This window comes from uncultured Flavobacterium sp., from assembly GCF_951805225.1.
Taxonomy (GTDB): Bacteria; Bacteroidota; Bacteroidia; order Flavobacteriales; family Flavobacteriaceae; genus Flavobacterium.
On the sequence record NZ_OX638201.1, the window covers coordinates 2,074,072 to 2,087,271 of the forward strand.

10 protein-coding genes are annotated in these 13,200 nt (G+C 33.4%); 2 read left to right on the forward strand and 8 right to left on the reverse strand.

Translation table 11 applies throughout. The annotated features are described in order from the left end of the window. Positions 1-243: 243 nt before the first annotated feature. Positions 244-1,272 carry a LacI family DNA-binding transcriptional regulator gene (locus WN975_RS08540; RefSeq protein WP_337966163.1) on the forward strand — a complete coding sequence of 343 codons (1,029 nt, stop codon included), beginning with the start codon at positions 244-246 and terminating at the stop codon, positions 1,270-1,272. Between the two features lie 189 nt (positions 1,273-1,461). Here WN975_RS08540 and WN975_RS08545 read toward each other — a convergent pair whose 3' ends face one another. From WN975_RS08545 to WN975_RS08580, 8 genes are all read right to left on the reverse strand, one after another. Further along, a complete protein-coding gene (locus WN975_RS08545) occupies positions 1,462-3,081 on the reverse strand; it encodes an altronate dehydratase family protein (protein WP_337966164.1) in 1,620 nt (539 codons plus the stop codon). A gap of 2 nt (positions 3,082-3,083) precedes the next feature. After that, positions 3,084-4,550, reverse strand: coding sequence for a tagaturonate reductase (locus WN975_RS08550; protein WP_337966165.1), 1,467 nt, complete (start codon positions 4,548-4,550; stop codon positions 3,084-3,086). Between the two features lie 219 nt (positions 4,551-4,769). Then, complete coding sequence (locus tag WN975_RS08555) at positions 4,770-5,441, reverse strand: bifunctional 4-hydroxy-2-oxoglutarate aldolase/2-dehydro-3-deoxy-phosphogluconate aldolase (protein ID WP_337966166.1); 672 nt, start codon at positions 5,439-5,441, stop codon at positions 4,770-4,772. Positions 5,442-5,451: 10 nt separating this feature from the next. Beyond that, the gene (locus tag WN975_RS08560) at positions 5,452-6,474 is read right to left on the reverse strand and encodes a sugar kinase (protein WP_337966167.1); all 1,023 of its coding nucleotides are present in this window, start codon (positions 6,472-6,474) and stop codon (positions 5,452-5,454) included. A gap of 153 nt (positions 6,475-6,627) precedes the next feature. After that, positions 6,628-8,034: a glucuronate isomerase gene (uxaC, locus tag WN975_RS08565; RefSeq protein WP_337966168.1), complete on the reverse strand. Its 1,407-nt coding sequence runs from the start codon at positions 8,032-8,034 to the stop codon at positions 6,628-6,630. Between the two features lie 23 nt (positions 8,035-8,057). Next, a complete protein-coding gene (locus WN975_RS08570) occupies positions 8,058-8,849 on the reverse strand; it encodes a gluconate 5-dehydrogenase (RefSeq protein ID WP_337966169.1) in 792 nt (263 codons plus the stop codon). A gap of 5 nt (positions 8,850-8,854) precedes the next feature. Further along, complete coding sequence (gene kduI / locus WN975_RS08575; RefSeq protein ID WP_337966170.1) at positions 8,855-9,694, reverse strand: 5-dehydro-4-deoxy-D-glucuronate isomerase; 840 nt, start codon at positions 9,692-9,694, stop codon at positions 8,855-8,857. 86 nt (positions 9,695-9,780) lie between these two features. After that, positions 9,781-11,376 (reverse strand): MFS transporter, encoded by a 1,596-nt coding sequence (locus WN975_RS08580; RefSeq protein ID WP_337966171.1) that lies wholly within the window; start codon positions 11,374-11,376, stop codon positions 9,781-9,783. Positions 11,377-11,850: 474 nt separating this feature from the next. Between WN975_RS08580 and WN975_RS08585 the strand changes: the two genes are divergently transcribed. Next, a complete protein-coding gene (locus tag WN975_RS08585; RefSeq protein ID WP_337966172.1) occupies positions 11,851-12,744 on the forward strand; it encodes an alpha/beta hydrolase in 894 nt (297 codons plus the stop codon). Positions 12,745-13,200: the final 456 nt, after the last annotated feature.

Here is a 13,200-nt window from a genome sequence, read left to right on the forward strand (position 1 = left end):
GTAATCGATTACACGAAAGTAGAAAAATTGTTTCAATACAGCAAATTTATTTAGATAAAATTTATATATTTAATTTTTATTATTGATTATATTTACATTTAATGTAAAAATGCTCCCAAATTATTATCATTACAGAGTTTACAACGTTTTAGTTATTACACACTGGTAATCGATAACATTTTATAATTTGATAATGAAAAAAAATGTATTTTTGTCTAACAATTAATCTGAAACACTTTTTGAATGAGCGAAAAAATAACCATTTATGATATTGCCGAGAAATTAAATATCACTGCTGCTACTGTTTCAAGAGCCTTAAACAACAACCCGAAGATCAAAGAAAGTACACGAGAGCTAGTTCTTAAAACTGCTGCATCGATGAACTATAAGCAGAATAAATTGGCGTTAGCCTTAAAAAGTGGTCGTAGTAATAATATAGGTGTAATTGTTCCTCGTATCGATAGCAACTTCTTTGCATCGGTAATTAGAGGAGTTGAAGAAGAACTTCATCCACATGGTTATCAGGTTATTATTTGCCAAACGCATGAAGATCCTAAAAGAGAAAACGAAAACTTATATACCTTAATAGATGCTCAAGTAGACGGAATCATAATGTCGGTTACAGATGTGACGAACGAAAATGACGGCGCTTTTCATAATGTTTTAGAGAAAAATGTTCCATTAATCTTTTTTGACCGAAGCAAACATATTGATGGCGTAAGTTCCGTAACAATCAATGACTTCAAAGGCGGATATATTACCACCAAACATTTAATTGATGAAGGTTGCAGACATATTGCTCATTTCTCAGGAGATCAGTCACTTGAAATATTCAAAAATCGTTTTTTAGGATACAAACAAGCGTTACTGGATCACGGAATAAACTTTAAAGAAGAATATGTTATTCGCACTAAAAGTAGTGTTGAAGCCGGAAAAGAAGCAATCGACACTTTATTGAAACTAGAAACTCCGCCAGACGCTCTGTTTTCTTCGAGTGATTTTGCAGCTTTAGGTGCTATTCAGGAATTAAAAGAAAGAAATATTAGCATTCCAAATGAGTTTTGTGTGGCTGGTTTTAGTAATGAACCTTTCACAAAATTCATGGAATTATCGATAACTTCTGTTGATCAGTCTCCACTAGAAATGGGAAAAATGTCAGCACGCGTTTTCTTAGAACAAGTCGACAAAACCAACACCATTAAAATCGAAAAAAAGGTAGTTCTCGCACCAGAATTACACATTCGTAAATCTTCGTCAAGAACTACCTTTTAAGGATTTAAAGGATTTAAACCATATAAGTTATATAAGTAATTATAAGCTGCATGCTAATTATACGCAAAGCTAAAATGAACTTATATAACTTATATGGTAAAAGTTTTTAAATAATATAAGCAATTATAAGCTGCATGCTAATTATGCGCAAAGCTAAAATGAACTTACATAACTTATATGGTGATTTTTTTATAGTGAAACTCCTCTTTTCCAAGGAATAAATACATCTTGTTTCAACTGGTCTGCTTTTGTTTCCACGTTTCCGCTTGCCAATTCTATAATATAATCTACTATTTCTGCTCCAACCTCGGCAATGGTTTTTTCACCAGTAATCACCGTTCCGGCATTTACATCGATAATATCAGACATTCTATTAATTAATGCTGTGTTCGAAGAAATTTTTACAACGGGTGCAATCGGATTTCCCATCGGATTTCCTAAACCTGTGGTAAATAAAACAACTGTTGCGCCCGATCCCACCAAACCTGTGGTACATTCTGCGTCATTTCCTGGCGTATTTAAAAGATTTAATCCTGGTTTTGAAATATATTCTCCGTAATCTAAAACATCCACAACAGGTGAAGTTCCACCTTTTTTAGCTGCGCCAGCAGATTTCATTGCATCTGTAATTAATCCGTCTTTGATGTTTCCCGGAGATGGATTCATATCAAACCCTGAACCTGCATCTACAACTGATTTTTCAAAAGCTTTCATTAAAGTTAAAAACTTATCTGCTTTTTCTTCGTCCACACATCGGTTCATCAATTCTTGCTCAACGCCACATAATTCCGGAAACTCTGCCAAAATTGTTTTCCCTCCCAAAGCTGCAAAAATATCCGAAACAATTCCTAATGCCGGATTAGCGGAAATTCCTGAAAATCCGTCAGACCCTCCACATTCTAAACCAATACTTAGCTTTGAAAGAGGAGCAGGTTTGCGTTCAATTTTGTTCGCTCTTTTAATGGCTTCATAAGAATCTTTAATCACCATTTGAAACATTTGATCAGTAGTTCCAATTTGTTGTTGCTCATAGATCAAAATTTCTTTATCACTATTCGGACTCATTTCTTTCAATGCCTTTTTAAAAATATCAACTTGCAAATTTTGACAACCTAAACTTAAAACAGTTGCACCTGCAACATTGGGGTTGTTCACATATCCTGCAAGCAGTTTTGCCAACAATTCTGAATCTTGTCTAATCCCTCCACAACCACCTTGATGATTGATAAATTTTACTTCGACATTATCTAAAAGGTTTTCATTTAAATTTTTATCCGAAACTTCTTCTACGCTTTTTTCTTCAATTAAAGAGCGTAACAAATTTTTATAAGAAACTTCTTTTTTGGGCATTAATTCGTTTTCAAAAATATCTTTCAGTTTTTCGATATTTTTGTTTTCACAAAAAACCAATGGAAAAAACAACCAAACGTTTTTGGTTCCAACTTGTCCATCAGTACGATGGTATCCGTTGAAAGTTTTATCTTTCCAACGATCTACATTTGGTGGAGTCCAACCTAAATTTCCGTTTTTACCAAAAACTTTTTCACTTTGATGTTTTACATTTTCGGTGGTAATTACTTCTCCTTTTTTTATAGGTTTAGCAGCTTTTCCAACCAAAACACCATACATTATAATATCATTACCAATTGTAAAATCTTTCTCTGCGATTTTATGTTTTGCTTTAACATCAGTTATTGGTGAGACGGTAGTTCCTTCAAACATAATTTGTTCGTTTTGTACCAAATCGGTTAAAGCGACAATTACGTTATCTGCTGGGTTAACTTTTATTATTTTTTTTTGAGTTGCCATGATTAAGCGTTCTGAGTTGTACTATGTAATTGTTTTTGAAAATTAGCAAAACCATTTTCAATTCCGTTTGCATCAATTTCTTCTAGTCCTTTTGCAATAGCATCTGTTAAACCAGGAATCAATGTTAAATCTTCATCCCAGAAACTTTTATTCTGCAAAGTAAGTCTTGCTATTTTATTGTAATCATCAGATTTCCAAAGCCCATTGAAGAAAGTAACTATATCTTCGCTATCATTTACCGGTAAGTTTTCACCTTTCCAAGTTCCTTTATAAAAACGAATTAAAGCCGCAAATGCAAACGTCAAATGAACCGGAAGTTTGTGGTGAATATCAACATATCCAATTAAACTTGGCAATACACGAACTTTAAATTTAGAAATTGAATTCAAAGCAATCGAAGACAATAAATGCTTGATAAACGGATTTCTAAAACGATCCAATATTTCTTCAGCGAAACTTGTTAATTCCGCTTTATCCATGTTTAAAGTCTCATTAATCTCCTCAAAAACTGCCTTGTTTACAAATTCTCCTGTAAAAGCATTATCAACAGTTTCTTTTACGGTTTCGTTTCCGTAAAGCAATGAAAACGGAACCATTGCAGTATGCGCTCCATTTAAAATTCTAACTTTTCTCGTACGATACGGTTGCATATCGGCTACGATTTTTACATCTAAATCTGTTTTTTCAAACGGAAGTTTTGCCTTCAATTTATCATCACCTTCAATTACCCATAAAAAGAAACTTTCGGCGCTTACAATCAAATCGTCTTTATAAGTTAATTGACTGTTATATTCTTCAATTTGATCTTTTGGATATCCCGGTACAATTCTGTCTACCAAAGTATTATGAAAAGAACAATCCTTTAATAACCATGATTTAAAATCTTCCTCCAGATTCCAATCGTCACAATATTTCAAAACAATTTCCTTTAAAGTATCTGAATTATAATTAATTAACTCGCAAGGAATAATGGTTAAAGCTTTCGATTTATCTCCATTAAAATGTTTGAATCTTTCATATAAAAGTACGGTTAATTTTGCAGGAAATGAAACTGGCGGTTGCATTGTTAAGCGATCAGATTCTATATATTCGATTCCGGCTTCGGTTGTATTTGAAATAATAAACGCCAATTCTTCTTCTTTGGCTAAAGCCAAAAATTCCTGAAAAGAAACATACGGATCAATTGCTTTTACGATATTAGTTACAAGCTCTTTTTCCTGAATTTCTTCGCCTTTTTTCACACCTTTCATAAACAAAGTATACAAACCGTCCTGAGCGTTGATCATATTGACCAAACCTTTATCAATAGGCTGTACAACAGCGATTCCGGCATTAAAATCGGCTTTTTGATTTAACTTTTGAAAAGCATATTCTACAAAAGCTCTTAAGAAATTTCCCTCTCCAAATTGTACTATTTTAATCGGAAGTCTCTCTGAAAATTCCGTATTTGATCTGCTTATTTTATCCATTATAATTTCTTTAAAACTTTATAAATAATCCCAAAATGCCTTATTTGTTTTCTATGCGAAGATTTTAAACTTGTAAAAGAAACATTACACTTGTTTAAACTAAAACAGAAACTTGCTGTGAGGAATGACAAGTTTTATTTTTTCAAGCGTAATGCTCAATTACAATCTCTAAAACCAAAAAAAACTGCGTTTCAAATAAGGAATTGGCATGATTACTCCTTATTTATTTTTAATATTATTTATGATGTCAAGAACCTGACTTACTTTCGTTTTTAATCCTTCAAAATCATTATTATCCAAAATATCTTTTGATATCAATTGCGATCCTATTCCAACACAATATGCGCCGGCATTGAACCATGAAGTCAAACTTTCTACCGTTGGCAAAACTCCTCCCGTTGGCATAATATTCGTCCAAGGACACGGACCTTTTATCGCTTTTATAAATTCTGGTCCGTAAATATCTCCGGGGAATAATTTCACGACTTCACAACCTAATTCTTCGGCTCTTGCAATTTCGGTTAATGTTCCGCAACCTGGCGACCACAATACTTTACGACGATTACAGGCAATTGCAATATCTTCTCTAAAAACCGGAGTGACAATAAAATTAGCGCCCAAACTCATGTATAATGAAGCTGCTGCTGCATCTGTAATTGAACCAACTCCCAAAATCATTCCCGGTAATTCGGCCAAAGCATATTTGTTTAAAGCTCCAAAAACTTCATGAGCAAAATCGCCTCTACTCGTGAATTCCATTAATCTTGCGCCACCATCATAACAGGCTTTTAGCACCTTTTTACTAATTTCTATATCCGAATGAAAAAAGAGCGGAACCATTCCGTTTTCTTTCATCGTTAAAGCCACTTCTATTCTTGAATATTTTGCCATTTTTATCTAATTATCTTGATACTAATCCTGCCGAATTACCATCAATCATATTTTCAACTTCTTTTAAGGTTACCAAATTGTAATCTCCTGCAATAGTGTGTTTTAAACAACAAGCTGATACTGCAAAATCTAATGCTTTTTGGTTATTATTTTTATATTCTAAAAGTCCGTAAATCAATCCTCCCATAAAAGCATCACCACTTCCTACTCTATCTACAACTGGTGTAACTTCTTTAATTCCGGCATGATATATTGATTTTCCGTCGAATAAAACACCGCCAATTCTCTGATGTGAAGCACTTACAGAATAACGCAAAGTCGTCGCAACCGTTTTTAAATTTGGAATCAAATCAAACAATTTCGTATACAAAACCGGAAGTGATTTTTCGTCCTGATAATTCGGGTTTACTTTCGGAATTCCCAACATGAAATATGCAGTATCAATATCTCCCAAAATAACATTGCAATATTTCAACATTTCAGGCATCACATCACTTGGAGTTTTGCCATATTGCCACAATTTTGATCGGTAATTTAGGTCGCATGAAATCGTAATTCCCATTTTGTGCGCGACTTTAATAGCTTCTAAACAAGCTTCTGCTGCGGTTTCGGAAATTGCTGGTGTAATTCCGCTCCAATGAAACCAGTTTGCACCTTCCAGAACTTTTTCCCAATCAATATTTCCTTTCTCAATAGTTGCCATCGAACTATGTGCGCGATCGTAAACTACATTGCTTCCGCGCGTTCCTGCTCCGGTTTCCAAGAAATAAATACCTAAACGTTCACCTCCATAAATGATATTTTTAGATTCGACGTTCATTTTTCGCATTTCTTTTAATGCCGAAATTCCAATTTCGTTATCCGGTAATCGCGTTACAAATTCAGCATTTACACCATAATTGGATAACGACACGCAAACATTAAATTCTCCGCCTCCATAAGAAGCACCAAATGCTGTAGATTGTGAAAAACGCAAATGCCTTTCCGTCGAAAGACGCAACATAATTTCTCCAAATGCAACTACTTTATTCATATTGTTTTACCAGTATTAATTTTACGATTAAGATACTAAGTCAATTAAGCTTGATGTTTTATTTTACCACAAATTATTAAGATTAAAAAGGATTATAACATTAAAAAAATCTGTGTAAATCTGTTCAAATCCGCTTAATCTGCGTGCCATTACTTAAAATTTGAAATATTCTTTTGCGTTGTTGTATGAAATATCCTGAACCATTTTTCCTATCCATTCCATGTCGTTTGGAAGTTCTCCGCGTTTGATTTCATCTCCTAAAAGATTGCATAAAATACGTCTGAAATATTCGTGTCTTGGAAATGATAAAAAGCTTCTTGAATCTGTTAACATTCCTACGAAACAGCTAATTAATCCCATATTTGAAAGAGCATTTAATTGTTTGGTCATTCCGTCTTTTTGATCTAAAAACCACCATCCAGAACCAAACTGAACTTTTCCTTTGACGCTTCCGTCATTGAAATTTCCAATCATAGTTGCCATTACTTCATTGTCAGCAGGATTTAAATTATAAATGATCGTTTTTGTCAATTTATCTTTACTATCCAAAGCATTTAAAAAGTTCGATAATTTTTGTGCCTGCGGAAAATCGCTAATAGAATCCCAACCTGTATCAGGACCTAAAATTCTGTGCATACGCGCATTATTATTTCTTAAAGCGCCTAAATGAAATTGTTGAACCCAACCAAATTCATGATAAGTTTCAGATAAAAACAATAAAATTGCACTCTGAAATTTCAATGCTTCTTCTGGAGTTATGACTTGATTTTCTCTTTTCTTTTTGAAAATAGAATTGATTTCGCTTTCGGTAAAATTTTCAAAATAAATCTGATCTAAACCGTGATCGCTTAATTTACAGCCATTTTGAGTAAAAAATTCAATTCTGTTTTTTAAAGCATTACATAAATCCGAATAAGAATTAATTGCAATTCCGGACACATCCCCTAATGTGTCCAGATATGCATTATATCCATCATTAGAAATTAAGATGGCTTTATCAGGTCTGAAAGCCGTACTTACTTTAGTTCCAAAAGGATTCTTAGCCAGTTTTTGATGATGTTCTAAGCTATCAATAGGATCTTCGGTTGTACAAACTACTTCAGCATTTACTTTTTTAAGCAGGTTTTGTGTGCTGTAAGCTTCAGAATTTATTTTTTCTGAAGTTTCGATATATATTTTCTCTGCCGATTTTTCATTCAATAAATCGTAGATATCAAAATAACGTGCTAATTCTAAATGTGTCCAATGATACAAAGGATTACGCATCGTGTACGGAACAGTTTTTCCCCAGTTTAAGAACTTCTCTTTATCTGATCCATTTCCGGTTATAAATTGTTCGTTTACGCCCAACGTACGCATTGCACGCCATTTGTAATGATCTCCATTAATCCAAACCTGTGTGATATTATCAAAAATTTTATCTTCGGCAATAAACTGAGGATTCAAATGATTGTGATAATCTATTATCGGCTGATTTTTAGAATAGTTATGATATAATTCTTCGGCGAATTTATTTTCAAGTAAAAAATTATCGTTTATAAAAGTCTGATTTACACTCATGTCTTTTTAGTTATAATTGAGAATTATGCTTCGTTTGACGGTTTACCAATTGTTGCCAGAATTCCGCCGTCTACATACAAAATGTGACCGTTTACAAAATCACTAGCTTTAGAAGATAAAAATATTGCTGCTCCGGCTAAATCACTTGGATCGCCCCATTTTGCAGCAGGAGTTCTGCTTATGATAAAATCGTTAAACGGATGTCCGTCAACTCTAATAGGTTTTGTTTGTTCCGTTGCAAAATATCCGGGACCAATTCCGTTGATTTGTACGTTGTATTTTGCCCATTCCGTTGCCATGTTTTTGGTCAACATTTTAAGTCCGCCTTTTGCAGCAGCATAAGCTCCAACAGTATTTCGGCCCAATTCGCTCATCATCGAACAAATGTTGATGATTTTTCCTTGGCGTCTTTCGATCATTCCTTTGGCAACATGTTTTGAAACTATAAAAGGAGAAACCAAATCAATATCAATTACTTCTTTAAAATCGGCAACTTCCATTTCGATAAGCGGAATTCTTTTGATAATTCCCGCATTGTTAATCAAGATTGCAATTGGACCAACTTCACTTTCAATCTTCTTAATTGCAGTTATAACTTCTTGTTCATCGGTTACATTAAATTTATACCCGATTGCATTTATTCCTTCATTTATAAGTTCCTTTACAGCGTCATCAATTTTTTGTTGAGAAGAATTTCCGTTTACGATAATTGTCGCTCCGGCTTGACCTAAACCTTTTGCCATTGCCAATCCTAATCCGTGGGTACTTCCTGTAATTAAGGCAATTTTACCTTTTATATCAAATAAGTTTGTCATAATTCTTATCTTAAATCAGTGATTTTACAAACGTCCATATCTCCATAATCTAAGTTTTCACCAGCCATTCCCCAGATAAAAGTATAATTTGAAGTTCCTGAACCCGAATGAATTGACCAAGGCGGAGAAATCACAGCCTGATGATTGTTCATCCAAATATGACGTGTTTCCTGAGGTTCGCCCATAAAATGACAAACAGCCTGATTTTCCGGAATATCCAAGTAGAAATAAACTTCCATACGACGATCGTGAACGTGCGCCGGCATTGTATTCCAAACACTTCCCGGTTTTAATTCCGTCATTCCCATTTGTAATTGACAAGTGGTCACAACGCTCCCGATAATCATTTGATTTACCGTTCTGTGATTCGCTGTTTCCATTGTTCCTAATTGTAATTTATTAGCTTCAGCCAAACTTACTTTTACAGTTGGATAATTGGTATGTGCGGGAGCAGAATTGATATAGAATTTAGCTGGATTCTTGCTGTCGTCGCTTTTAAAAACCACTTCTTTATTACCGCTTCCGATATACAAAGCATCTTTAAAATCTAATTTGAAAGTTTTTCCTTCGACAACAATAGAACCTTTACCACCAACATTAATAATCCCGATTTCTCTTCTTTCCAAAAAATAAGAAGCTTTAAGCGGATCGATACTTTCTAAAGTTAAATCTCCTTTTACCGGAACTGCTGATCCTGCAATATATCTGTCATAATGCGAATAGGTTAATACAATTTGATCTTCCTGCATTAGATCTTCGATTAAGAATTCATTTCTTAATTCCTGAGTATCATATTTTTTAACAGCTTCTGGGCTTGACGCGTATCTTGAACTATATTTTGTCATAATTTTAATTTAATGTAATCGATTGCACAAATTTAGATTTTTATTTTAAAATACCTTTTAGAATCGTTCTAAAATTTTGCTAAATCTTATAAATCTGTGATTGGACGGTATTTTGGAACCAATGTTTTCATAACAACCCAGCCTGTTAAGTAGCAAACTGCACATATCGAGAAAATGATCATATATCCAGAGTTTATTCCATTTATGACATTATCACCTGATGTAGATAACAACTTTAAAAAATCACCCAGATTACCAACACCTTTTTCATCTAAAAAAACTTTTGCTGTTTCCGGATTTTGAAATTGAGGATATTTTTCCAACAAAGGCTGACCGTTTATTAAACTCCAATTCTTTTGAGTAAAATCAAACAATAAACCTGAACCTTTGTTGATTAAAGTCGAACCAAGACCTCCGGCTAATCCGCCAATTCCGGTAATAGTTGCGATTGCTTTTTTAGGAAACATATCTCCTACTGTAGTAAATATATTTGCCGACCAAGATTGATGCGCAGCACCCGAAATTCCAATGATAATTACTGGAATCCAATAACTTATATACCCCAAAGGCTGCGCTATTAAAGCCAATAATGGAAAAAATGCAAAAATCAACATTGCTCTCATTCTGCCTTCGTATGGATTCATTCCTTTCTTTTCGACAAAATAAGTCGGAAGCCAACCTCCAATAATAGAAAGCAATGTAATCATGTATAAAACGAATAATGGTAACGCGGCTTGTGTAGAATCCATTCCGTAAACCGAACTTAAATAAGCTGGTGTCCAGAACAAAAAGAACCACCAAACGCCATCAGTCATGAATTTTCCAAAAGCAAAAGCCCAGGTTTGTTTGTATTTAAAACAATCCACAAAAGAAACTTTGGTTTTAGTTTCCGGAATATATCCAACCAGTTTACTATCAGCAATATCATCCTGTTGAATATACTCTAATTCGGCAGCGCTAACTCTTGGATGTTTTTCTGGTTTATCGTACATAAAAACCCAAAATCCCATCCATACAAAACCTAGCGCACCAATGATAATAAATGACATTTCCCAACCAAAAGACGCTGCAATAAACGGAATAGAAATTGGAGCTGCCAATGCGCCAACAGTAGCGCCAGCATTGAATATACTAGTAGAAAATGCTCTGTCTTTTTTAGGAAAATATTCGGCTGTTGTTTTGATCGCCGCAGGAAAATTTCCCGCTTCACCAATCGCCAGAACAAAACGGGCAAATATGAACAATGTAACGCTTACATTAATGACCAATCCGGTATCTTTTACGAGATGAATTGCTTCTTTAGCGCCTTCAAAACCTACAAACCAGTTTCCTGTAATATATCCGGCTGTTGCAATTCCACAAAAAGCGTGTAAACAAGCTCCAAAAGACCAAATCCCGATTGCCCAAAGAAATCCTTTTTTAGTATCTAACCAATCTACAAAACGTCCCGCAAACAATAATGAAACTGCATAAAATATAGAAAACAATGCTGTAATATTTCCGTAATCATTATTAGTCCAATGAAACTCTGGTGCAATAAAATCGCTCCATGTCAACGAAAGTACTTGTCTGTCTAAATAATTAATTGTCGTAGCAAAAAATAGCAATGCGCAAATACTCCAACGATACTTTCCTGTAGATTTACTGATTTGGCTCATAATAACTGCATCTGTTTGGTTCATGGTAATGGTTTATTATAAATTTTTACTTTCTGGGTTTTCAATTTCATTATTCTTTAAAATTTTAAAGATTCAAATTTCTAAAAAATCAAATAATGTAATCGATTGCACAAATATAGTTTTAAATCTTTATATTCCAAATAATTTGCCTAAAAAATTAATTTAAGCCAATAAATAAACATATCGAATAAAAAAAATAATACATAATTACATATTAAACAATATATTTGTTAAATCGTGAATTTTAAAAAATAGGAGATTTATCAACATAAAAACACCCTAAAACAACTCTTTTTTGAGATATTTTTTTCTAATAGAAAATTCCTCTTATTTTTAATGATTTTACCTAATAAATCAACTTTTATAAAGTAAATTACATCCCGATTACGACAACCCTAAATACTTTTAAAATTGAAAAAATTAAAAACCCAATTATTCAAGAAAACACTAATAATTCCCATACTGTTTTTAGCATTTATGAATTCTTTACAACTACAAGCGCAATCACAGCCACCAATACAACTTTGGGATAAAATTCCCGGAGAAATCGAAGCTTTTGATTATAAGGAAAAAGTAGATATTTCTTTGACGGAAGGAATACAAAGTGTCAGTATGGTTACAATTCCTACTATAACAGTTTTTCGTCCTCAGCAAACAAAATCTAATGGAACCTCTGTAATAATCCTTCCAGGCGGAGGATATCAGCATTTGGCCATTAATAAAGAAGGATTTAAAGTAGCTGAATGGTTTAATAGTTTAGGTATTACGGCATTTGTCTTAAAATACCGTTTGCCGAGTGATTTAATCATGAAAAACAAAAATATTGGACCTTTACAAGATGCGCAACAAGCCGTTCGCTATGTGAGAGAAAATGCTGAAAAATGGAATATTGATCCGAAAAAAATTGGTGTTTTAGGATTTTCTGCCGGAGGACATTTAGCATCAACTTTAGCAACACATTATGACGATAAAGTATACGAAAATGCTTCAAAAGTAAGTGCAAGACCAGATTTTTCGCTTCTGATTTATCCTGTAATTTCGATGCAAAATGATATCACTCACAAAGGTTCGCAAACTAGTTTATTGGGCGAACATCCTTCGCAAGAATTAATTGATTCTTTTTCTAATGAAAAGAGGGTAACCCCACAAACTCCACCAACCTTTTTGATTCATGCTACAGATGATACTGTGGTTTTGCCCGAAAACAGTATCAACTATTATTTAGCACTTAAAAAAAATGGTGTTTCTGCTGAAATGCATATTTATGAAAAAGGCGGACATGGTTTTGGTTTAGGAGTCGAAGATACCAGTAAACACTGGACTAAAGACTGCGAAGAATGGCTAAAAGCACAAGGATTAATAAAACAATAAAGTCTAAAAATTCATCCTATAAATTCTTAAACGCGACAGGTTTTAAAACCTGTCGGGTTTACTATATAAATTAAGTTCTGTTCTTTTGAAATTCACACAGTATAAATAAAAAAAGGGTCTTTAGAATCAGTTAAAAAACCAAATCTAAAGACCCTATAAAAATTAGACAGACTTGTACTCTTGCAAATTTATACAACTCGACCCACGATCAAATGAATACGCCCAATTTTCATTGTAATAAAAAAATTGTTTCTCCAAAAACAGTTTTAACCATAGAATCAAATAAGATGTTTAAAAAGGCAAAATCATCTTATTTTCTTGATTTCTACTCCACAAAACTACATGCTACTTTTATGAATTCATTACGGGTTTCCTCATTTTACAGAAAAAAAAGCATTTTTTTAAACCTAAAAATTCTAATTTATTGTTTACGATAACGTTATAAATATTTTTTAA

What these genes read in the sequence shown, in the direction of transcription:
- WN975_RS08545 (WP_337966164.1), bottom strand. Translation starts at nt 3,081, where the DNA reads ATGGCAACTCAAAAAAAAATAATAAAAGTTAACCCAGCAGATAACGTA.
- WN975_RS08550 (WP_337966165.1), bottom strand. Translation starts at nt 4,550, where the DNA reads ATGGATAAAATAAGCAGATCAAATACGGAATTTTCAGAGAGACTTCCG.
- WN975_RS08585 (WP_337966172.1), top strand. Translation starts at nt 11,851, where the DNA reads ATGAATTCTTTACAACTACAAGCGCAATCACAGCCACCAATACAACTT.
- uxaC (WP_337966168.1), bottom strand. Translation starts at nt 8,034, where the DNA reads ATGAGTGTAAATCAGACTTTTATAAACGATAATTTTTTACTTGAAAAT.
- WN975_RS08560 (WP_337966167.1), bottom strand. Translation starts at nt 6,474, where the DNA reads ATGAATAAAGTAGTTGCATTTGGAGAAATTATGTTGCGTCTTTCGACG.
- WN975_RS08580 (WP_337966171.1), bottom strand. Translation starts at nt 11,376, where the DNA reads ATGAACCAAACAGATGCAGTTATTATGAGCCAAATCAGTAAATCTACA.
- WN975_RS08540 (WP_337966163.1), top strand. Translation starts at nt 244, where the DNA reads ATGAGCGAAAAAATAACCATTTATGATATTGCCGAGAAATTAAATATC.
- WN975_RS08570 (WP_337966169.1), bottom strand. Translation starts at nt 8,849, where the DNA reads ATGACAAACTTATTTGATATAAAAGGTAAAATTGCCTTAATTACAGGA.
- kduI (WP_337966170.1), bottom strand. Translation starts at nt 9,694, where the DNA reads ATGACAAAATATAGTTCAAGATACGCGTCAAGCCCAGAAGCTGTTAAA.
- WN975_RS08555 (WP_337966166.1), bottom strand. Translation starts at nt 5,441, where the DNA reads ATGGCAAAATATTCAAGAATAGAAGTGGCTTTAACGATGAAAGAAAAC.